Raw genomic sequence first — 23,003 nt, 5'->3', positions numbered from 1 at the left:
CCATGTACGAAGGAGTATCATTTGTACCGCTGACTTGGACGGATATGGGCTATCTTTCTCCTGAGCTATCACTTGCCGCAGTATTCGTGCTGCTGATTATCGTAGATCTGCTGCTTCCTAGCCGAATAAGCCGCAGGTGGATTGGCGTGCTGACATTAGGAGGGCTGCTGCTATCGCTAATCCTCGTCATCAGTCAATTACTGGATATGAACCCTCATCTAACGGCTGCTGGCGCTCAGGCAGGGGAGGCTGTCAGTCTGCTTGGCTCGAGCTATCGCATAGATGACTTCGGGAGCCTGCTCAAAATTGTATTCCTGCTAGGCACCTCTTTCATTGTTCTTATGGGACTAGGCTCGATTAAACAGGATGCGGAGGTAACCGACAAAGGAGAATTCTTTTACCTGCTGCTGCCGGCGGTGATAGGTGCGATGATCATGGCCTCCTCTGGCAATCTCGTCACCCTGTACATTGGTCTTGAGCTGCTGAGCATTACGAGCTATGTGCTCGTTGGCTTGCGCAAGCGCTCCGTGTTGTCGGCAGAGGCCGCATTCAAATATGTGGTGACGGGCGGCATATCCTCCGCGTTCATCCTATTCGGAATGTCCTACTTATATGGAGTGACAGGCTCTGTTGATCTAGGGGACTTCGCGTCGGCGCTGCCTGAGGCTATGGCGAATTATTCTGCTCTGATCTATGTAGGCTTCTTCTTCCTAATCGCAGGGTTCGGCATTAAAATCGCAGCTGCACCGTTCCACGCTTGGGCACCGGATGTTTATCAGGGAGCACCGACACCGGTATCTGCTTTTCTAGCTGTTATATCGAAGGGGGCTGCGCTGGCAGCCGTGTTCCGGATCTTGTACAGCAGCGCTTTCTATGTATCGGGCAGCGGCGGTACTGAACCAGAGGCGGGCGATGATGTATTCTTCGCTTTATTGGTATTAGCGGCTGCTGCTATGCTGGTCGGTACGACAGCAGCACTGAGTCAATATCAGGTGAAGAGGCTGCTGGCTCTATCAGGGGTAGCTAATGCAGGTTACTTGCTAGTCCCTATCGCTCTATCAATTACGGTGGTGCACAGCAATAACTTCTCGGAATTTGTCTATTATCTGATTGCGTATCTGTTCATGAATATTGGAGCCTTCGCTGTCTTCCAGGTGGTAAGCCGAGCGGCTGGCCATGAGGAGCTGAAGGGCTTCGCCGGACTATATTACCGTGCGCCATGGACAGCGGCAGCGATGGTCATCTTTATTTTATCCTTGGCGGGACTGCCTATCTCGGGTGGGTTTCTCGGCAAGCTCTTTATCTTAATAGGTGCGGCGAATGCGAAGGCTTATTGGCTTGTTGCCATTATGGTAGTGAGCAGCGTAATCTCCTATTATTTCTACTTCGGCTTTATCAGGCAAATGTTCATGCGTGCAAACGCCGGCGATGATGGCATTCCTATCCCGCGAACCATTGGCGTCGTTATCTGGATTTGCGCGCTTGGCACGCTGGTGCTTGGCGTCCTGCCTGGGCCGCTCATGGAATGGATCGATATGGTCTTCACGATTAAAGGCGATTTGTTCATCTACTAGCGTAGGAGCAGGAGCAGGGCAAGAGCAGGAGCAGGAGCAGGAGCAGGAGCAGGAGCAGGAGCAGGAGCAGGAGCAGGGCAAGAGCAGGGCCAAGGGCAGGAGCAAAGTGATTTTTGGATACAGATGGGTGTAGGGAGGGAGCTGATCCAATGGAGTCGCAACAGGGCTTCTGCGGGGATGGCTCCTGTGTTGTTTGGTTTGTTAACGGCTTGTACATGGTTGGGAGAAATGTGGATAGGCCAGCTGAATAGAGTGACGTATCTCCTTGTTAGCAAAAGTGAATATAGTGTTCTATCATACCGCGGGTAGCCCTCAGTGTATCATAGCGAAATGAAGTTCACGAATAAGGAAAGAGATTGCGCTATATGAGAGGAATTAGAGGACATTCAGGTGGATAGAGAAATCAATTACCATATTAGCGAAAGCAGGCTCCCGAATAACGAAAATGATTACTCTAATTCGAGGATGAGCAAGTATGAGTGTCCGATTAGCGCAAATGAGTTCACGAATAAGGAAAGTGATGGCGCTAATCTAATGCGGCAAAGCTAACCGTCCGATAATTTTAATAGATAAATATGTTTCACAGTATAAATATAAGGGTTAGTCTTATAGACTAGGCCTTTTGTCGCTTTGTTTGTCAAAAACAAGGAAATATAGGATCTGGAAGAGAACTTTACTAGTTATTGGAACGTATACACATCTATACAATTGCAAGCTCAACATGGCAATTCAAATATGAAGATAAAGGCAGAATAGAATGAGCCCATTCCTATTTCATATACATAAAAGAATAGCCGCCATCATGCTTCTGGCGGCCTTCGCCTGCGGGGCTGTCGCCCCCGCTGGCGAGAACACAGCGGCGACGGCGGCGCGTACCGCAGCCGCAGCTGCCGCAATGGAAGAGGAGCCGCACAGCTGGCTCCTCAAATGGAGCGACCCCGCGCAAGCTCACGCTCTGCGCGGGACGCATGTGCTCCGCCGCCAGAGTGAGGCGGCGGTAGAGCTCGTCCAGCCCGCTGACCCGGGCACGGACATCGCTTCATGGCTGCACCGGCTGCGCAGCACGCCGGGCATCGAATATGTGCACCCGAATTATTCGGTGCACATCTTGGGCGAGCCGTCCGCACAGCCAACGGACGCCCCCACCCCACTCGCCGCTACTCACTCAACCGAGCTAGCGTCGTCCGCGGCCGTTACTGCTGCCGATGCAGCCCACTCAGCGCCGTCCGCTGCCGTATCCGCCCCCGTCGCTGCTCACCCAACCGAGCTAGCGCCGCAAGCTGCCGCCCCTGCTCTTGACCCTCAGCCTGAGGCTGACCGGGCCGCCGCCGCTACTCCTGCACCAGAGGCTGCGCCTGTACAGCGGATAGCTGCAACGGCAACGGCTAAGGCGGAGGCGAATGACCCGGAGCTGTCGAAGCAGTCCCATCTTAAGCAGATTGGCGCTATTGAGGCTTGGAACACTGTCCGTGATCAGACGAATCTGACCATCGCGATTGTGGATACGGGGATTGATCTGGATCATCCTGATCTGCAGAAGAATCTAGTGACGGGCACGAATCTGGTAGATCCGAATGAATCGGCAGACGATGATAATGGGCATGGCACGAGTGTAGCCGGCGTTATTGCTGCCCTAGGCAATAATGGCATCGGAGGCTCGGGCATTTTGTGGAGAGCGAAGCTCATGCCGATCAAAGCTCTGGATTACAGAGGAGATGGCACAGAGCAGGATCTTGGAGAGGGCATTCTGTATGCCGTTCGCAAAGGAGCGAAGATTGTCGTGCTGTCTGTCGGACTCCACCGGCAATCCCCTTACATGCAGGATATTGTTCAGTATGCGGAGAACCAGGGCGTGCTGCTTGTTGCAGCCGCAGGCAATGACGGCGTAACGAATGGCGAGAAAGCCAGTGTGAAGTATCCGGCGGCCTACCCGACAGTTATTGCTGTGGGCGGCGTACGTTCGGATAATACGCAAGATCCTCGTTCTAATCCAGGGTCAGAGCTGGATATAGTAGCACCATGGAATGTGTATACGACTGCAATAGGGGGCAAGTACAAGAAAGAAGAAGGTACATCAATGGCCGCGCCGCAGGTGGCAGCCGCAGCAGCCCTCGTGTGGGCGCGTTATCCAGCGCTTAAGCCTTATCAGGTTCGTGATTTGCTGCGACAGACTGCCCGCAATATTGGAGCGGCAGGGTTCGATTCACAGAGCGGCTACGGACTTCTGCAGATCCACACAGCAGTAACGACCTCATGGAAGGCAGATAACTTTGAGCCTAATGAGAATCGGAGCCAAGCCACTCGGTTTCCCCTAGAGAAGCAAATATCTGCTGTGCTTGGAGAGGATGGAGATCGAGACTGGTATGCAATTGAAGCTCCTTATGATGGCGTTCTGCAGATACACTTCGAGGGTCTAACCCCCGCCGGCCGCTCCGCACCGCCTGTTCGACTATCTCACTATGCAGGAGATAAGCAGCAAAGCTCGGCAGAGACGAAGCTTGGGAGCAGGAATGTTGAATTTAAAGTGAAAAAAGGTCGTCAATTCATTCTCATTCAGCATATGAATGTGGATATTGATTTTGATCTGCCTTATTTGCTGACCGCGACTTTCAGGATAGCGGCTGATGCCTATGAGGCGAATGACAAGTCGTACGAGGCGTTCACGCTCGAGCCGCGGAGCCAGACGATCAATGGCACCTTCCATCAGACTGCCGATCGTGACTGGTTCGTCATTAACTTCACGCAGAGCGGAACGTTGAATGTTCGCTTAAGTACGAATAGCGTTAGAATTGATCCGGGGCTTGCTATTCAGAGGGCAGGACAGACTTTAATCACATATGATGATGAGCAGGAAGGGAAGACCGAGCAGACGCCCGAGATTTCCGTTAGGCCGGGCAAATATTATATCAGGGTGCATAATGCCGTCTCTTCCGAAGCTAGTCCGACGGTTGGGACCTATACGCTTAAGCTGTCGTATGTACCGAAATATGAGGATCCGAATGAACCGAACGACAAGTATTATGAGGCGCTTCGGGTAAGTTCAGGGACGGAGTATGTCGGCGTTATGGGGAGCGCATCTGATGTAGACTGGTTCCAGCTACGCATTGATAAGAAGAGCATCGTTGATATGAAGCTGTTTGATATTCCGTCAGGAAAGGTAATGAAGCTAGAGGCATACGATAAAAAGCAGAAGCTGCTGTTCACGAACAAAACAGGGAGCTCAGGACAGCTTCAGATTACCGGCAAGGTTTTTGAAGCTGGCGTCTATTATGTTAAACTTACTTCAGATGAACCGTTCGATAAACAGTATTACCGCTTGCGAATTGTGGCAGATGAGCTTATTGCAGGCTTCCGTGATATTGGCGGACATTGGGCGAAGGATGCAATCGTCGCCATGAATCAGAAGCAAATTGTAAGCGGCACTGGCAGTTATGTTTTTGAACCGAATCGGTCGATTACCCGTGCAGAAGCGGTTGTGATGGCGGTGAAGGCGTATAAGCCGATCAGCTTCAACATACCTAAGCAGGTTCAATTCAAAGACATGAACTCGAAGCATTGGGCTTACAGCGCCGTGTACAAAGCCGTACAGCAGGGATGGATCAAAGGCTTCCCAGACGGCACCTTTAAGCCGGAGCAGCCAATCACGAGAGCAGAGATGGCAGTCATTATCGGCTCCGCCGATGAGATTAGACCGCTCCAGCCCTCGGTGAAGCCTTTTGCAGACGTTCCAAGAAGGCACTGGGCGGCTCCTATGCTGTACGCGATGAAGCAGAAGGGGCTCGTGTCCGGTACGGATAGCGGTACTTATGAGCCAAGCGGCAAAGCAAGCAGAGCCGAATTCACCACATTGCTGTACCGAGTATATAAGTAAGGAAAGGAAACAACACAAGCGATGAGCTCAAGTGAACAAATGTTTAGTGATCTGCAAGCAGCTACAGGGATGACGGGACTATTCTCCATCGTCGTCACCTTGCTTAGTATTGTCTTTATCTGGTATCTTCTTCAGGAAGTGAAGCTCGAAGCATTCTTCAAATTTCCGCGGAGTCCGAAGGCGCGTATGCTCCAGATGGTTATTGCCGTTGCAATCGGTCATTTATTTGCAGGATTTATATTAGATTACTGGAACTGGTCCAGGATGCTGAAGACGTTTGTCGAATAACAAATGTGAAATAAGTCAACAATGGGTACTATACGGTACGAAAATAAAAAACAGCTGCGAATAGGTATATATTACTGCCATTTTTCGTTTGCAAACGTGATCTGACGACCCTATTCGACGGTATTATTCCTCATCAGTACACTTTTAAATGTGGCAGTTGCAAGAGAAATAAATGGAAATAATTTAACGCTTGTCGATTCGTGTAAATGAATGTTAAGATGAGGGTTGGATAAAGAGTCGGAAACCAATTTTTTCAAAAAGATAGCTTGAATAGAGCTGTAAGAAATTCAGTTCGCGGAGGGAACTATAAGATGACCAAAATTATCGTCCGCGGAGGCCAGCGTCTGTCGGGAACGGTTCGTGTCAGTGGTGCAAAAAACGCAGTACTTCCCATTTTGGCAGCCTCATTACTTGCGGCAGAAGGAGATAGCGTCATCTGTGACGTTCCCCTCCTCGACGATGTAATGACCATTCAGAAGGTATTGGCTTCTTTAGGTGCTACACTAACTTACAACAATGAAACGATGCGGATTTCCGCGGGAGCCATTACATCCTATGAAGCCCCTTACGAGCTTGTTCGCAAAATGCGGGCATCCTTCCTTGTGATGGGACCTCTATTGGCTCGTATTGGCAAGGTGCGTATTTCTCTTCCAGGTGGATGTGCAATTGGCACGAGACCGATTGACCAGCATTTGAAGGGCTTCGAGGCAATGGGAGCCGAGATTACACTTGGACATGGTTTTATTGAGGCTAGTACAAGTACGCGTCTGAAAGGCGCCAAAATATATCTTGACGTGGCAAGCGTCGGGGCGACAGAGAACATTATGATGGCTGCTGCATTGGCAGAAGGCACAACAACGATCGAGAACGCGGCCAAAGAGCCGGAGATCGTTGACTTAGCCAACTATCTCAATGCAATGGGAGCCAAAGTTCGTGGTGCCGGAACAGGCATGATTCGTATTGAAGGCGTGGAACGCATGCATGGCGTTACGCACAATGTTATTCCTGACCGTGTTGAAGCCGGAACGTTCATGATTGCTGCAGCTATTACAGGCGGCGACGTGTTCATCGAAGGTGCTATTGGTGATCATTTGACCCCTGTGATCTCGAAGCTTCAGGAAATGGGTGTAGAGGTTACAGAATCGGATAACGGTATTCGTGTTATAGCGAACACGACGCTGAAGTCGGTTGATGTGAAAACCTTGCCTCACCCGGGCTTCCCTACAGATATGCAGTCCCAGATGATGGCTCTGCTGCTCGTATCGGAAGGAACAGCAGTCGTTACGGAGACCGTATTTGAGAACCGCTTCATGCATGTGGAAGAATTCCACAAGATGAACGCTCAGATCAAGGTCGACGGGCGTTCAGCAATCGTGAGTGGCAACGTACCGCTTACAGGCGCCAAAGTAACGGCAACAGATCTGCGTGCGGGTGCAGCCCTTATCTGCGCAGCGCTGCGTGCGGACGGCGATACAGAAATTTCGGGCATTCATCACGTAGACCGTGGCTATGTTAATATTACCGGCAAGCTTGCTTCTCTTGGAGCTATCGTAAGCCGGGTAGAGACAGAGTCAGAAGCGACTGTAGAAAGCGAAGCTCCAGCGATTGCAGTTGCTGCTGTTGAGCCAGAGCCAGTAAGCTCCTACAAGCGTGAGAAGGAAGTAGCTGTACTGAAAATTCAACCAACCTGGGCGTAGGTCTAGGAAATGTAACGGAAGAAAAGAACCTTTTCCCTAAAGCCTTAACTGGCTTAAGGGAAAAGGTTCTTTTCAAAATATAAGACTGTATATGTTCTACACGAAGGAGTCTTCTATTTCTACGAGAAACGGAAACCCTCCTCTTGCAGAGGATGGAGAAGCCGTTTCTTCTTGTGCCGAGCGCAACGTTTTTGTTTGTTTATTGGAGAGGTTTCGCTATAATGAGACAGATGAAAGTTTCTTTGTAAAGGAGTTATTATGGCAACGATACATGATGTGGCTAAGAAAGCGAATGTCTCTGTTACAACGGTGTCTCGTGTATTGAACAACAGAGGCTATATTAGTGAAGCGACAAAAGCCAAAGTATTCAAGACGATGTCGGAGTTGAACTATCAGCCCAATGAAATTGCTCGCTCTCTGCTCAGAAAGCAATCCAATGTTATTGGATTGATTATTCCTAATGTATCTCATCCTTTTTTTAGCGAGCTCACTAACCATGTGGAGAACTATGCCTACGAGCTTGGATACAAATTGCTGCTGTGCAATTCCCAGCTCGACCCGATCAAGGAAAAGGACTATGTTGAGATGCTTAAGCGTAATCGGGTAGATGGCATTATTATGGGGAGCCACACGCTGCAGGTGGAAGAGTATATGAATTTGAACTCGCCTATTGTGACTATCGACAGGCAGATCAGTCCAGATATCCCTTATATTTCTTCAGATAACTATAGTGGAGGCAGGATGGCAGCTCAATTGCTAGTTGACAAAGGCTGTGTCAAAGTCGCACATATATGTGGTAATCAGGAGCTTCAAATGCTTTCGAACCATCGTACGGTAGCGTTCAAAGAGGTTATGGATGCTAGCCAGATTGAACATATTATCGTCCAAACAGATAGGAATGTGTTCGATCAGGTGGAATATGAACGTATTATGGAAGGGTTATTCGAGCAGCATCCGGATATTGATGGCGTATTCGCGACAAGCGATATTATCGCGGCGTTTGCTGTGAAGGAGTGCTTCAAGACCGGCAGACGGATACCTGAGGATGTTCGGATTATCGGTTATGATGACGTGAATGCGGCTCAATGGATTACACCCTCGATCACAACAATCAAACAGCCGATAGCAGAGATCGGAAAAACAGCTGTCGATCTTATTATTAAGCAAATGAATAATGAGGCCTTTGATAAGGACAACATATTGAAAGTGGAATTAGTGGAGCGAGCAACGACTTAACTTAAGTCAGCGAAATCCCTTATAGAAGCGGGGATTTTTTATTTTTTAAAAGTATGTCAATCGTTTAACATGTCAAACGATTGACATACTATTTTCTCTCACTTATAATAGGCAATGAAAGCGGTTTACATTCAGTTGATTAAACAATATTCTCATGAATCGGGGGACTTACAGATGAGATCTTGGAAAGCGCTTCACACAATAATTATTTCGGTTGTTATCGTTATGGTGGTATCCGCATGCGGCAATTCCGGTACGAATACAGGTGGGGATTCCGCAGAATCCGGCGAAGGCAAGGCTGTTAAAATTTCCCTTCTTAACTCCAAAGGTGAAATTCAATCACAGCTAGAGGAAGCAGCAAAGGCCTTTAAAGAAGATTATCCGAATATCACGCTTGAGATCATTCCTGTGCCGGCGGGCCAATCGCCATTCGAGAAAGCATCTGCCTTGTATGCAGCGGGAAATCCGGCAGCAATTACAATGCTTGATACCGGTGATGTAGAGAAGTTTAAGGATCGTATCCTAGACTTAAGCGGCGAGAAGTGGATGGCGGATGCGGTAGACCGTAGTACGGATCTGACGACATTCGATGGTAAAAACTTCGCGTTCCCTTTATCCATTGAAGGCTACGGATTCATTTACAATAAAGTCGTTGTTGATAAAGCGGTAGGAGGAACCTTCGACCCGGCTACCATTACGACAACGCAGGCATTAGAGGACCTCTTCAAGAAGATTGAAGAATCCGGTACTGCACCATTAATTGTATCTCCTATGGACTGGTCCTTGGGTGCGCATTATTTGCCGCTTGCCTATGCAGGCCAATCCTCAGATACAGCAGCAGTTGACAAGTTCATTGCAGATTTGAAATCCGGCCAGGTCGATATCGGAGCTAACCAAGTATTTAATGGCTTAATGGACACCTTCGATGTGATGGCGAAGTACAACATCGACAAAGCTTCACCGCTTGCCGGTACCTATGAGAGAGGACCAGAAGTGCTTGGCAAAGGAGAAGTAGGCATTTGGTTCCAGGGGAACTGGGCATGGCCGCAAATAAGCAGCTTTGATACAGCAAGCGGTCAGTACGGGTTCCTGCCGGTACCGATAAGCAATAACGCCGATGATTTCGGTAATACGCAAATTTCATCAGCGGTGTCCAAACGTCTTGTTCTGGATAAAGAAAAGAACAGCCCAGAACAGCAGGCTGCAGCGAAAACCTTCCTGGAATGGATGGTATATAGCGAGAAGGGTCAAGATTTTCTGGTGAATAAGGCTAACATTATTCCGGCATTTAAGAACATTACGCTGGAAGCGCAGGACCCGCTGTCCAAATCGATTCAATCATATATCTCCAATGGTAAGACTGAGGATTCAATCAGCACGCTGCCAGCGGATCACTGGTCGAAGCTTGGCGCATCCATGCAGAAGTATTTGGCTGGCGTAGCCGATCGTACTGTTCTGGCTAAGGAAATTCAAGAATATTGGACAACCGTTAAGTAATCAGCAGTTATTAAAGTCGATATACGATGGATGAGGCTTCGTGCCTGATTCATCGTATGTCTTCAATCAAGTTAGCGAGGGATCATGGATGATAACTGAAAAAGGAATTTGGAATCGGCTTCGCTTGCGCTTATTATTTACAGGCCCTACGTTGTTTGCTTTCTTGTCTGTCATGATTATTCCGTTCCTCTACGGCATTTATTTGACCTTTACGAATTGGGATGGCATTTCAACGACAAGCAGTCTGGTTGGCCTGCAGAACTATATATCCGTCTTTCAGGATAAAGTATTCTGGCAATCCTTTTATTTGACCCTTAAATATGTATTCATCAGTGTCTTCTTAATTAACGCTGCGGCTTTTTTACTGGCCTATGTTTTATCTAGAGGGTTGAAAGGTCAGAGCTTCTTCCGTGCGGGCTTCTTCATTCCGAATCTTGTCGGTGGTATCGTATTAGGCTTTGTCTGGCAGTTTATTTTCTCCAATGTGCTTGTTTATGTAGGGCAGCAGCTATCTATTCCGTTGTTCAGCACTTCGTGGCTTGCTGATCCAAGCAAAGCGTTCTGGTCCATCATTGTTGTAACGGTATGGCAGTATGCAGGCTATATGATGGTTATTTATGTCGCTGGCCTCATGAACGTGCCTAAGGATATTTTAGAGGCCGCAAGCATTGATGGAGCTAACGCATGGACGAGACTAAGAAAGATGGTATTGCCGCTCATGGTGCCTTCGTTCATCGTTTGTATTTTCCTATCGCTGCAGCGCTGTTTCATGGTCTATGACCTGAACATTTCCCTGACCAAAGGCGGACCGTTCAAGAGCACAGAGATGGTATCCATGCATGTATATGAGAAGGCTTTTCTGTCCAGAGATTATGGTGTGGGGCAAGCTGAAGCCTTCGTATTGTTCCTGCTCGTCGCAACAATTACGCTGCTTCAAGTGTATTTCAGCAAGAAGATGGAGGTGGAGGCGTAATGGATAAAGCTCAATCCCGTTCAGGCATCGTGTCGTTCATCAGCCTCTTCTTAGGTCTTGTGCTGTTCATTTTCCCGTTTCTATTGTTAATTATGAATTCATTCAAGGAAAATAAAGCGATCACCTCTAAGCCGCTATCTTTCCCTAGCAGCTTGAATTGGGATAATTATCAGAATGCGTTCTCCAAAATGAATTATTTGACCACTTTTTCGAACTCACTAATTATTACGATTGTGGGTGTTGTCGTCATTGGTGTATTGGCTGCTATGACAGCGCATTACTTCGTGAGAAATCCAGGCAAGCTCAATCAATATACATTTTTCCTGATGGTTGCGGCTATGATTATCCCATTCCAAGCTATTATGATTCCTCTCGTCAAAATATACGGCTCTCTCGGTTTGCTGAACAGCAAATGGGCCTTAATCTATATGTACCTCGGCTTCGGTGCGCCGCTTGCCACCTTTATTTATCATGGTTTTGTCAAAAGCATTCCTGCCGAGCTTGAGGAAGCGGCGTTAATCGACGGCTGTACTAGACCGCAGACCTTTTTCCGTATTGTGCTGCCGGTACTGATGCCAACAGCGGTTACGATTGCTATACTGAATGTCCTGTGGATCTGGAATGACTTCCTGCTGCCATCCTTGGTACTTAGTGCTCCTGAGCAGCGGACGCTTCCCCTATCAACCTTCTATTTCTTTGGAACTTATTCCGTTGATTACGGTCCACTGATGGCAGGGCTTATGCTGACTATTCTACCAGTTCTGATCATTTATTTGTTTGCACAGAAATATATCATCCAAGGCGTTATGCAGGGTTCAATCAAATAAAAAGCAAGGGTAGGATGCTTTATCTTGTACACAACTCAGAATGCAGATCAATTCATAGCGGAGAGAAAATTTCTTCTCCGGGACGAATATCGACTGAACTATCATCTGATGAGCGAGTTTGGATGGATGAACGATCCGAATGGCTTTATTCATTATAATGGGCAATATCATTTGTTCTATCAGCATTATCCGTACCAGCCTGTGTGGGGTCCAATGCATTGGGGACATGCGGTGAGCCATGATTTAGTTAGCTGGGAGTATCTCTCTGTAGCACTGGCTCCTGACCAGCCCTATGACCGTGATGGCTGCTTCTCCGGCAGTGCTATTGAACGCGAAGGGAAGCTATACCTCATGTATACGGGACATCTGGTTACAGGCCCGGACAAGGATCAAGATTATACACAGAATCAGAATTTGGCGGTATCCGAGGATGGGGTTCATTTTGCAAAGGTGGCGAGTAATCCAGTCATTGATGTGGATCAGATTCCGACTACGATTAGCCGGAAGGATTTCCGTGATCCGAAAGTGTTCGAACGCGGCGGCTCCTATTATGCCGTATTAGGTACGAATGATGGGAAGGGCAGCGGCTTAATTCTTTTATACAAGTCTAAGGATCTGCTCAGCTGGTCGTTGGCAGGCGAAATGATGCGTAGTGATGGGCATATGGGGGATAACTTCGAATGTCCTGATTTATTCCAGATAGAGGGGCGAGATGTCCTCATCATGTCACCACAGCGAATGCCTGCACAAGGGTTGGACTATCATAATCTGCACTCTAACGTATACATGCTAGGCAAGCTTGATCTTGTGACGGGGAAGTTTCATTATGACCGATATGAGCCTGTCGATTATGGCTTTGATTTCTATGCTCCCCAGACAACGCTTGACGATAAAGGAAGACGTATCGTGATAGGGTGGATGGAAACCTGGGAGACAGAAATCCCGACGCAGCATGGGCATTACTGGGCAGGGGCGATGACTTTGCCGAGGGAAGTCCTATTGCGCGGAGACAAGCTCTATTTTGGGCCTGTGGAGGAACTGGCTGCTTATCGCACGCATGCATTTGAAACGCAGGATATTGCAATGAGCAGTGGAGCTTTAATTGATCTAGGTGTCAGTGGCGATTGCTATGAACTAGAAGTGGTGTTCCAGGCAGAGCAGTCGAAGGAGTTCGGGCTTAAGCTGCGCGTGAGTGGAGATGAAGCAACGCTGTTGTCCTATTCCCCTGCTGACGAGCTGTTCACATTCAATCGTGATGCGGCCGGCATTGGACCTGGGGGGCAACGCCATACACGGATAGCTTTGCAGGAAGGCCAGCTCAAGCTGCGGATCTTCGTTGACAAGTCTTCTATTGAAGTCTTCCTTCAAGATGGCGAGAAGGTGATGACGGGACGAATCTATCCGGGACCTGAATCGCTCGGTATTCAAGCTTACGCAGATGGAGCCTGCTCTATCGTCTCGTTCAAGAAATGGGACCTGTTACTTGGCTAGCTTGGTCAGAATGTACAATACACATATAGTGAATCGAGCAGAAGCGCATTTATGTGCATCTTTGCTCGATTTTTTTGCGTTGCCTGTGGAGCTGGAGCCTGCGGGCTTGTTCATCTTCTGTTCATTTAACAATGATATATTCGTCGAGATACATGATCGATGGAGGGTGGATACAGTACATGAAGAAATGGACGATATGGCTGGGTATTATTATTATTCTTGCTGCCGTGGGTGGGGGGGGTTACTACTACTATTTCGTACGTGAGACAGAAGCAGCGGTTAGCAGCCCAATATCTCAGACGGTACAAGCGACAAAGGGTGATATTAAGGTTTCCATAAGTGGAACAGGCTCCATCGCAGCCGATACAAGAGAAACAGTATTAGCCGGCAAGAGCGGCACAATTGCCACACTTTCTGTTAAGGAAGGTGATACGGTGAAGAAGGGGCAAGTGATTGCGACCTTTGAGGAAACGGATGATTATGATGATCAGATCGAATCGATTGCGAAGAGCATTACAAAGGTCGAAGAGCAAATAACCGACAAGCAGGAGGATTACAAAGCAGCTATCGGTACAGAGAATGAAGCGGAAATGACAGATTCGATCAAAGATGAAATCGATGATCTTCAATCTCAAATCGATGATTATGAGGATGATCTGAGTAAAATATATGAAGAGCAGGCGAAGGAAGTGAAGCAAGTGGTCGCTTCTATTGATGGTGAAGTAACGGTCAGCGATATTAGTGTTGGCGATGAAGTGGATGCTAAGACGGTTATTGCAGAGGTCGTTGACTATAATCATCTGGAGTTTGTTACGCAGATCGATGAGCTTGATGTGCCTACATTGAAGGCAGGGCAGACTGCGCAAATTACGTTAAGTGCAATTACTGACCGTACGATTGAAGCTACCGTCTCCGAAATTGCGCGAGAAGGGACTAGCTCGAACGGCTCGGCAGCTTATGATGTAAGCCTACTGCTTACTGATATTGAAGGTGTCATGGTAGGCATGTCCGGACAAGCTGATATTACGATTGAATCGAAGACAGATGTCGTACTCGTTCCGGTCGACGCTGTTATTGAAATGGGTGGCAAATCATTCGTTCGCACCCCTAGCACAAGTGGTGGGACAGCTGGCGCTGGCTCGGCAGGTCAAGGCGGCGGAGCAGCAGCACAAGGCGAGGCGGGAGCTGGCCAAGGCGCAGGAGCGGCAGCACAAGGTGAGGCAGGGCAAGCTGGAGCTGCACGTCAAGGAGGCGCTGCTAGCGGCCGTGGCGGCATGGCGAATGCGATGGGCGGTCAGATGAAGGAAGTGACAGTAGGCATTAGTGATGAAACTTATGTTGAGATTGTATCTGGTCTTGAAGAAGGCGATGAAGTACTCATTCCTACTCCTCAAGGGGCATCAGGAATGGGAACAGAAAGCACAGAGGAGACCATTACATTCCCTGGCGGCGGTGGGTTCCCAACCGGCGGCATGGGCAGTGGCATGGGTGGCGGTGGTATGAGCGGCGGCATGGGCGGCGGTGGTATGCGATGATTGAGAAACCACCAAGTCCCTTGATTGAGATGAAGGATGTCGAGAAGTTCTATATGATGGCACGTGAAAAAACGACGATACTGCATCAGGTTTCGTTAACGGTCAACCATGGTGATTTTCTGGCTATTGTCGGTCCTTCAGGGTCTGGCAAGTCAACGCTCATGAACATAATCGGCTGCCTGGACGTACCGAATCATGGCAGCTATAAGCTCGACGGTGTTGAAGTAACCGGACAAAGCGACAATAAGCTGACGGAAATGCGCAATAAGAAAATCGGTTTTATCTTTCAAGGCTATCATCTGCTCCCTAAGCTAACGGCTCTTGAGAACTGTGAGCTCCCCCTGATCTATAGGGGGCTCTCTTCCAAGGAACGGAAGCAGCGCGCGCTTCAGGCATTGGAGCAGGTAGGCTTAGGCCATCGTATTCATCATCGGCAGAATGAATTATCTGGTGGGCAGCAGCAGCGGGTAGCCATTGCCCGTGCTCTTGCGACGAATCCGCCTATGCTTCTGGCCGATGAGCCGACGGGTGCGCTGGATTCGAAAACAGGTATGGAAGTGCTTAGCATGATGGAGGAGCTGAACAGGGCTGGTCAGACTATTGTATTGATTACGCATGACATGGAGGTTGCCCAGCGTGCTAACCGTACGGTTATTATCCGGGATGGGGTATTAACAGAGCAGAAAAGGAGGGGCACCGATGAAAATTACGCAAGGCCTCAGGATGGCGGTCAAGAGCGTCTTATCGAACAAGCTTAGAACGATCCTGTCTATGCTGGGGATTCTCATTGGTGTTGCTACGGTTATAGCACTAGTAGCTATGGGCAAGGCCTCCTCTAATGAGGTTGCGGAGCAAGTATCCTCGCTAGGGAATCCCAATTCACTCTCGGTTACGATAACAGGGCGAGGAACAGTAACCTCATTATCAGTGGATGAAGCGCTTGAGCTGGCGGATATTTCGAATGTAAGCGGGGTGGCGCCGGTAACAAGCACGAATGCTACTGCTAAGTATGGGAAGACCTCCGTATCTGTAAGTACCGAAGGGATAACACCGGAGTATGAGAAAGTCAAAGATTTCAGTGTACAGACGGGTCGTTATATTGCGGCTCCCGATATAAATAACAGGTCGAAGGTAGTGTTAATCGGCACGCAGACGGCGAAGGATCTATTCGAGGACGAAGGCGAGGATCCAGCTGAAGCGGTAGGTAAAAAAATTACGATTAACGGCTACATTTTTACAATCGTAGGCCTATTAGAATCGAAGGGGAGCTCGCTTACAGGCTCTAATGACGAGAAAATTCTAATTCCGGTCACGACTGCGCAAAAAATATTTCAGACGACCGGTGTATCTACGATTAATTTGACAGTAACGGACACCGACTATATGGATCGGACGGTTACTAGTATTGAAGCTGTATTGTACGAGAAATTTCGCAGCAATGAGAATGCATACCGGGTACTGAATCAGCAGGATGCTATGGAAACTCTTAATTCGGTCAATGAAACGATGAACAGACAGCTCATCTATGTAGCAGCTATCTCATTGGTTGTAGGCGGTATAGGCATTATGAATATCATGCTCGTATCGGTTACGGAGCGCACTCGTGAGATTGGTATACGTAAGTCATTAGGCGCCAAAAAACGCGATATATTGTTCCAATTTTTAGTGGAGGCAGTCTGCATAAGTGGTCTTGGGGGAGTTCTCGGAATCATACTCGGCTACGCAGCCTCTTATGTAATTGGCCTTGTGATGCAGTCGGAGACAGAGGTTCCTGGCAATACGGTGCTGCTATCCTTCGCATTCTCGGCAATGGTCGGTGTAGTGTTCGGCTATTTGCCGGCGAACAAAGCGGCAAGTCTTCGTCCTGTCGACGCATTACGGCATGATTAGCAAGAAGCAGGTTCTAGCCTATTAATTGTGCTCATAGAATAAACCATCACGAAGCAATTGAGAGAGAGCTCTCTCAGGTTAGCTTGGATGGAGAGGAGCACGATGAGGCGAATAATAGGCGGACAGTCAGTGGTATCGCGTCTGCAAGGCAAATGGGCGGTTATATTTGGTATCGGAGCGCTACTGGGCGTCTCTATCTGGTTTACCCAATTGGCCTTCAAGGAAGTCCAGCATAATCGTAATCGGATGAATCAAGAGAATAGCATTACAGCCATTGAGGAGGCGCCTGTCGAAGAGTTATGGCAAGCGCCTTTGCTGACTAACCCAGAGCGGCCCAGCCAGCCCTCCCAGCCTCAGGATGCGTCAATAAGCCCGTGGAGCAAGCAATATGTCGGCGTCTACGTGACGAAGGACAAGCGTACAGAGCGAGTGCCGTTAGAAATGTATGTGCGAGGTGTCGTCGCGGCCGAGATGCCGATAGATTTCGAGCTGGAGGCACTGAAGGCACAAGCTATTGCAGCACGCACCTATATTGTTAGAAGACTAGAGCGGGGTGATCACAGCGGAATGCCGGATGAAGCAGCTTACGCTGACGTCACCGATACACAGGATCATCAAGTCTATGTTCCGCTGACCAGTCTCGTCGATAGGTGGCCTGAGAACAAGCGGGCAGCGAATTTGAACAAGCTGACGGAGGCTGTGAAAGCAACAGAAGGCAAGATAATTACGTATCAAGGGGAACCGATCGAGGCGGTCTTTTTCTCAACTAGCAATGGCTATACGGAAAATTCAGAGGATTACTGGCAGCAGGAGATTCCCTATCTGCGCAGTGTGGCGAGCCCATGGGATGAAGCCATATCCCCACGGTATAAGGAAACGGTGAAGCTGACACTCAGCGCCTTCTATGCGTTGCTGGGATTGAAGCGGCAGGGAAAAGCCAAGCCGACTATCCATTTAGTGAAGAGAACGGATGGCAACCGGATTGATACGATCTCTATTGCAGGGACAACCTTCACGGGACGAGAAGTGAGAGAGAAGCTGGGCCTTGCATCCTCTCAATTCACTTGGAAGATCAAAGGGAGCTCTATCTCTATTACGACCTACGGCTACGGGCATGGTGTGGGAATGAGCCAATGGGGAGCGAACGGTATGGCTGAAGCGGGTGCTAGCAGCGAAGAAATTCTCGCTCACTATTATTCAGGCACACAAATCCAGCAAGTTTCGAAGCTTTCGAACCCTCTGTAAAAATAGTAAACACCTCACGTATAAAGCTAGTCTTTCTGGTAACAATGGCTAGTGAGGTGATAGAGATGAATGATCAAAACAAACCAAAGCAAAGATCAGAAGAAACTCCCAAAAATGTACTGGGAGGAGCATCTGCCGCAAACTCTAGCAGCGGGGTGAAGAGACTGTTCTCGCGGAAATGGGTTTCGCCAGCATTATTTATGGCCGCGGCAGCAATTATCGTAACCTTAATGTGGATCTATCAGGGAGCGGACAACAGCAAGGAAACGACAGCAACAGAAAATGCCGAGCAAACTGAGATCGCTCAAGGTAACGAAGAAGCCACTGCACCTGAAGAGGTGGATGTACCCGTCGTTGTAGAAGGTGAGAAACTGGCATGGCCGGTAGCGAACAAATCAGACCTTCAAGTAGAGCTTCCGTTCTATGATGCCAAAGGCAGCCAAGAGGAGCGCGAGGCAGCGCTCGTTCAAACAGGTAATTCGTTCACAGCGCATCTTGGTATCGACTTTGTTGATCCGAATAATCAATCGTTCGATGTCATGGCCGCACTCTCTGGCAAGGTTAGTCTTGTTGAGCAGCACCCAACCAATGGCAATACGATTGAAATTACTCACGGCGACGGCTTAGTTACGGTATACCAAAGCCTAACGAATGTAACAGTTGCTGAAGGTGATGAAGTGAAGCAAGGTACGATCATTGCCAAAGCAGGCCGCAACGATCTTGAGAGCGATCTTGGTGTACACCTTCACTTTGCCGTAATGGATAACGGCAAAGCGATTAATCCGAACACTGCAATTGGCGAGCAATAAGACAACAGCGAAAAATAGGTATTTGGAACCACAGGCAGGGATATATTCCCTGCCTGTTTCATGTTTTTATGAAAATTTTCGGCCAAACAGGCTTGTCAGGCTTGACCACAAAGAATATATACCCACTCCCCTCATATAATGTACCAAACTATCTCGAGTAGGGAGGCGGGAACGTGCACGATTACATCAAAGAGCGAACCATTAAAATAGGCCGTTGCATCGTTGAAACGAAGCATACGGTGCGAACCATCGCCAAAGAGTTCGGCGTTTCCAAGAGCACGGTTCATAAGGATCTGACCGAGCGATTGCCAGAGATTAACCCCGACCTGGCAGACCAGGTGAAGCACATTCTCGAGTATCACAAATCGATACGGCACCTGAGAGGGGGAGAAGCAACGAAGATTAAATATAAGAAGACGAGCACGAAGAAGCGTGAGGTATTGGCGGCTGGTAAAACTTGAAAAAAACCAGTCGTTATTTGGATATTTAATAGAGGATTTTGGTCATTTTTGACGAATAATGTACGTTAGCGGTTTCTATGTCATGGGAACTAATTTGAACGTAACGCATACATTATTCGTTGGAGGACTTAAGCCTTATGCTGAGCAAGGATATCGGAATCGATCTAGGTACAGCCAATGTTTCTATTCATGTCAAAGGAAGAGGCGTCGTACTCGATGAGCCTTCAGTAGTTGCAATTGAGAGCGACACCAAGAAAGTGCTTGCCGTTGGTGAAGAAGCGCACCGGATGGTTGGGCGTACACCAGGCAATATTATTGCGATTCGTCCGCTACGCGACGGTGTTATCGCGGATTTTGAAATAACAGAAATTATGCTGAAAGCGTTTATTGATCGTGTTGAAGGCCGCAAATGGTTCAGCCGTCCTCGAATTCTAATCTGCGCCCCTACCAATATTACGTCGGTAGAGCAGAAAGCGATTCGTGAGGCGGCTGAACGCAGCGGTGCGAAGGAAGTATTCTTAGAAGAAGAGCCCAAGGCAGCGGCTATCGGAGCAGGCATGGACATCTTCCAGCCTAGCGGCAACATGGTTGTAGATATTGGCGGCGGAACGACAGATGTCGCTGTCCTCTCGATGGGCGATGTGGTAACCTCGTCTTCTATTAAAGTTGCCGGCAACAAATTCGATATGGCCATTATGAAGTATATTAAAGATAAGTACAGGCTGCTTATCGGTGAGCGGACAAGCGAGGACATTAAGATTAAGATTGGTACGGTATACGAGGATGGACGTCAGGATGAGATCGATATTCGTGGTCGTGATATGGTGTCAGGCTTGCCTCTTACGCTGACGATTCGTTCAGGGGAAGTGCGTGAGGCATTGTGGGATCCCGTTATGTCGATAGTAGCAGCTGCTAAGATGGTGCTTGAGCGTACACCGCCAGAGCTGTCCGCGGACATTATTGACCGGGGGGTCATATTGACCGGCGGAGGAGCGCTGCTGGATGGGCTGGATACACTGCTAGCAACTGAGCTTAAGGTGCCTGTCCTTATTGCAGAGGATCCGATGCATTGTGTTGTCAAAGGAACAGGCATTCTGCTTGATCATTTGGACAAGCTTGGCAAGAAAAGAAGAGTTTAGATGCTCGTACTCGTATGACCAATGCTAGAGGATAAATTGGGTCATTGGTCGCAGGTACAAGCTATTACCGTAGTCGCGAGTTAAGCCGATAATAAATAGTAGTAGATTTGTAACGGCTATAATTACGACGATTGCGAGGAGGCGCCTTAGATGTTACGAGGACTTTACACTGCCGCTGCAGGTATGACTGCGCAGCAGCGCAGACATGATACGGTGACGAATAATATATCCAATATTAATACACCCGGCTATAAGCAGACGAACGCAGTAACCCGTTCCTTTCCGGAGATGCTGCTGTCATTAACCGGTGTTGAGGCTGAATCGGTCAAGCAGATCGGCAGGCTAAGCACCGGTGTGTTCGCTGAGGAGAGCTTGTCTATCCATTTGCAAGGTGATCTAATGCAGACGAATAATTTTTCTGACTTCGCTCTACTGTCCAATCTTGAGGTGCCGGGCATGGAGTTCGATGCTTCGGGCAAATTCGTATCGGCAGATGGTGAAGTGACCTTCCAGCCGCAAGCCTTCTTTACTCTGCAGAATGCAGAAGGAGATATTCGTTATACGAGAGGGGGGTCATTCACCCTTACCTCTGACGGCTTTCTAGTATCCGGTGATGGCTCGAATGTGCTTGGTGCGGATGGACAGCCGATTCAGTTCCCGGCGGGAGTTAGTCTGGATGGCCTTACGCTGACGGGTGACAACCGCTTCGTGGATTCGAATACGAACGTGGATACAGGCAGACAGCTTCTCATAACGAGAGTGGATAACCCGAATGAGCTGGTGCGTGAAGGAGACGGCAAGTTCCGTTTCGAAGGTGACGCGGATGCTACTGCACCTATCGCAGCAAATGACCGTGTAGAGGTTCGACAAGGCTATGTGGAGCGCTCCAACGTGGATGCAGCCCAATCCTCCGTCGATTTGATGGCTGCGCTGAGAGCTTATGAAGCGAATCAGAAGGTCATTCAATTCTATGATGAGAGCTTGGACAAAGCGGTTAATCAGGTTGGCCGTGTTTAACGCTCAGGCTCAGGAAAAGGGAGGCACACGATGAATAGCTCGATGATTAATGCGATGGTGTCCATGAATGGACTACAGCAGAAGCTGGATATGCTATCTGATAATATTGCGAACGTCAATACGGTAGGCTATAAGCGTAAGGAAGCAACCTTCGAGGATCTGCTCAACAATACGAAGCAGCAGCCGCAAGCCTTCAACCAGCCAGGACGGCTTACAACCCTTAACTTCAATCAAGGGTGGGGCTCGAAGCTGTCTATGATCCAGCCTAATCTGGAGCAAGGTACAGTGAAGACGACTGATGTAGCGAGTGATATCGCGATTGAAGGCAATGCGCTGTTTGAGGTCATTGTGGACGGTAACGACACCCGTGCTTATACACGTAATGGGGCATTTCAGTTGACGGTGGATGCAAACGGTGATACGATTCTGGCAACGACAGAGGGCTATCCGGTCGTGGCGAATGTTGTGGTACCGGGCGAACCGCTTCCCGTTGAGGGTCCAATTATCGTTCCTGAAGGCTATAATCTTCGTGTGAACGCTGACGGTACGATTCAAGGTGTTGCGAATAACGGAGACATTGTGGAGCTTGGCAGCTTTAAGCTTATGCAAGCGACACGTCCTGCTTCGTTGACGCAGGTTGCTGATAATTTGTTTACGGTAGCTGATGGGATTAACGTGAATGACGTGCTTCAGCAAGTGACTCCGACTGGGGAGAACGGAATTGCGCTTCGTCAAGGCGCTCTTGAACAGTCTAACGTTAACCTGACCGATGAGATGGCGGAGTTGATCAATGTGCAGCGTGCTTACCAGCTGGCTTCCAGAGCTTTAACATCAAGTGATACGATGATGGGGCTGGCGAACACTCTGCGCAGATAGATAGGGTGATTGTTATGAGTATGACCGATGAACGGGTGGAGCTCTTGCGAAGAGCATCAGGGAATCGGAGGATTCAAGAAGAGGAAGAGCAGGTCCAGGCTGAACAGCCCGAGGGCAGTAATACCGGTAGCGGGAAGAAGCGGCGTTCTAAAGGCGCACGCATAACTCTCTGGATACTGCGGAGGAGCATCGTTCCTCTTATCATGGTCATCATGCTCGTAGCGGGTTTATATATTGGCTATACCGTTCTTGGCAATCAGCCAGGAAATGAAGTGTTCCAGTGGTCCACATGGCAGCATTTGTATGATCTGATATTCGCAGATACATAGCACATTGCTGTAGACATGAGGTCTATATATCAAATAAAGAGCTTTCGCCATTGGTGAAAGCTCTTTATTTGATATATGGGCTGTTTTAGAAGACACCTGAGCTCCTTATAGAAGAATGCAAATCTGCAGTTATCTTTTATGCTTTATATAGTTATGGAGGATAAACCTGCGAATATGCAGTAATTTAAGCTTGTAATGCCTCTACAGGAAGTTAGACGAGCCAAAGCATGCATTTTCGCCGTTATATC

19 protein-coding genes are annotated in these 23,003 nt (G+C 48.6%); all 19 read left to right on the top strand.

Annotation, left to right across the window (positions count from 1 at the left end):
* Positions 1 to 2 precede the first annotated feature (2 nt).
* The 19 genes from AC6ESP_RS13060 (at position 3) to AC6ESP_RS12970 (ending at position 22,755) form a co-directional block, all read left to right on the top strand.
* Complete coding sequence (locus AC6ESP_RS13060) at positions 3 to 1,574, top strand: NADH-quinone oxidoreductase subunit N (RefSeq protein WP_497097170.1); 1,572 nt, start codon at positions 3 to 5, stop codon at positions 1,572 to 1,574.
* 802 nt (positions 1,575 to 2,376) lie between these two features.
* A complete protein-coding gene (locus tag AC6ESP_RS13055; RefSeq protein ID WP_497097169.1) occupies positions 2,377 to 5,445 on the top strand; it encodes a S8 family serine peptidase in 3,069 nt (1,022 codons plus the stop codon).
* 39 nt (positions 5,446 to 5,484) lie between these two features.
* Positions 5,485 to 5,733, top strand: a complete 249-nt coding sequence (locus AC6ESP_RS13050) for a DUF1146 domain-containing protein (protein WP_497097168.1) — start codon at positions 5,485 to 5,487, stop codon at positions 5,731 to 5,733.
* Positions 5,734 to 6,044: 311 nt separating this feature from the next.
* Positions 6,045 to 7,430, top strand: coding sequence for a UDP-N-acetylglucosamine 1-carboxyvinyltransferase (gene murA, locus AC6ESP_RS13045; RefSeq protein WP_497097167.1), 1,386 nt, complete (start codon positions 6,045 to 6,047; stop codon positions 7,428 to 7,430).
* Positions 7,431 to 7,688: 258 nt separating this feature from the next.
* The gene (locus AC6ESP_RS13040; RefSeq protein ID WP_497097166.1) at positions 7,689 to 8,666 is read left to right on the top strand and encodes a LacI family DNA-binding transcriptional regulator; all 978 of its coding nucleotides are present in this window, start codon (positions 7,689 to 7,691) and stop codon (positions 8,664 to 8,666) included.
* A 174-nt stretch (positions 8,667 to 8,840) separates the two neighbouring features.
* Complete coding sequence (locus AC6ESP_RS13035) at positions 8,841 to 10,163, top strand: ABC transporter substrate-binding protein (protein ID WP_497097165.1); 1,323 nt, start codon at positions 8,841 to 8,843, stop codon at positions 10,161 to 10,163.
* An 88-nt stretch (positions 10,164 to 10,251) separates the two neighbouring features.
* Positions 10,252 to 11,136: a carbohydrate ABC transporter permease gene (locus AC6ESP_RS13030; protein WP_497097164.1), complete on the top strand. Its 885-nt coding sequence runs from the start codon at positions 10,252 to 10,254 to the stop codon at positions 11,134 to 11,136.
* The gene (locus tag AC6ESP_RS13025; protein WP_497097163.1) at positions 11,136 to 11,963 is read left to right on the top strand and encodes a carbohydrate ABC transporter permease; all 828 of its coding nucleotides are present in this window, start codon (positions 11,136 to 11,138) and stop codon (positions 11,961 to 11,963) included. Before AC6ESP_RS13030 ends, AC6ESP_RS13025 begins: the two co-directional genes overlap by 1 nt.
* A gap of 24 nt (positions 11,964 to 11,987) precedes the next feature.
* Positions 11,988 to 13,454, top strand: a complete 1,467-nt coding sequence (locus AC6ESP_RS13020; protein ID WP_497097162.1) for a glycoside hydrolase family 32 protein — start codon at positions 11,988 to 11,990, stop codon at positions 13,452 to 13,454.
* Positions 13,455 to 13,633: 179 nt separating this feature from the next.
* The gene (locus AC6ESP_RS13015) at positions 13,634 to 14,989 is read left to right on the top strand and encodes an efflux RND transporter periplasmic adaptor subunit (RefSeq protein WP_497097161.1); all 1,356 of its coding nucleotides are present in this window, start codon (positions 13,634 to 13,636) and stop codon (positions 14,987 to 14,989) included.
* Positions 14,986 to 15,747 (top strand): ABC transporter ATP-binding protein, encoded by a 762-nt coding sequence (locus AC6ESP_RS13010; protein ID WP_497097160.1) that lies wholly within the window; start codon positions 14,986 to 14,988, stop codon positions 15,745 to 15,747. The genes AC6ESP_RS13015 and AC6ESP_RS13010 overlap by 4 nt, the downstream gene beginning before the upstream one ends.
* On the top strand, positions 15,689 to 16,879 hold the full coding sequence (locus AC6ESP_RS13005; RefSeq protein ID WP_497097159.1) for an ABC transporter permease: 1,191 nt from the start codon (positions 15,689 to 15,691) through the stop codon (positions 16,877 to 16,879). Before AC6ESP_RS13010 ends, AC6ESP_RS13005 begins: the two co-directional genes overlap by 59 nt.
* A gap of 102 nt (positions 16,880 to 16,981) precedes the next feature.
* On the top strand, positions 16,982 to 18,124 hold the full coding sequence (gene spoIID, locus AC6ESP_RS13000; protein ID WP_497097158.1) for a stage II sporulation protein D: 1,143 nt from the start codon (positions 16,982 to 16,984) through the stop codon (positions 18,122 to 18,124).
* A gap of 65 nt (positions 18,125 to 18,189) precedes the next feature.
* A complete protein-coding gene (locus AC6ESP_RS12995) occupies positions 18,190 to 18,933 on the top strand; it encodes a peptidoglycan DD-metalloendopeptidase family protein (RefSeq protein WP_497097157.1) in 744 nt (247 codons plus the stop codon).
* Between the two features lie 173 nt (positions 18,934 to 19,106).
* Positions 19,107 to 19,394 (top strand): sporulation transcriptional regulator SpoIIID, encoded by a 288-nt coding sequence (gene spoIIID, locus AC6ESP_RS12990; RefSeq protein WP_046231346.1) that lies wholly within the window; start codon positions 19,107 to 19,109, stop codon positions 19,392 to 19,394.
* A gap of 137 nt (positions 19,395 to 19,531) precedes the next feature.
* A complete protein-coding gene (locus AC6ESP_RS12985) occupies positions 19,532 to 20,533 on the top strand; it encodes a rod shape-determining protein (RefSeq protein ID WP_497097156.1) in 1,002 nt (333 codons plus the stop codon).
* A gap of 150 nt (positions 20,534 to 20,683) precedes the next feature.
* Positions 20,684 to 21,550 carry a flagellar hook-basal body protein gene (locus AC6ESP_RS12980; protein WP_497097155.1) on the top strand — a complete coding sequence of 289 codons (867 nt, stop codon included), beginning with the start codon at positions 20,684 to 20,686 and terminating at the stop codon, positions 21,548 to 21,550.
* Between the two features lie 30 nt (positions 21,551 to 21,580).
* Positions 21,581 to 22,426 carry a flagellar hook-basal body protein gene (locus AC6ESP_RS12975; RefSeq protein ID WP_497097154.1) on the top strand — a complete coding sequence of 282 codons (846 nt, stop codon included), beginning with the start codon at positions 21,581 to 21,583 and terminating at the stop codon, positions 22,424 to 22,426.
* 14 nt (positions 22,427 to 22,440) lie between these two features.
* Complete coding sequence (locus AC6ESP_RS12970) at positions 22,441 to 22,755, top strand: DNA-directed RNA polymerase subunit beta (RefSeq protein ID WP_497097153.1); 315 nt, start codon at positions 22,441 to 22,443, stop codon at positions 22,753 to 22,755.
* Positions 22,756 to 23,003 lie beyond the last annotated feature (248 nt).

This window comes from Paenibacillus xinjiangensis (assembly GCF_059686975.1).
The sequence above is the reverse complement of the archived record's forward strand: the minus strand, read 5'-3'. Positions and strand labels throughout refer to the sequence as shown.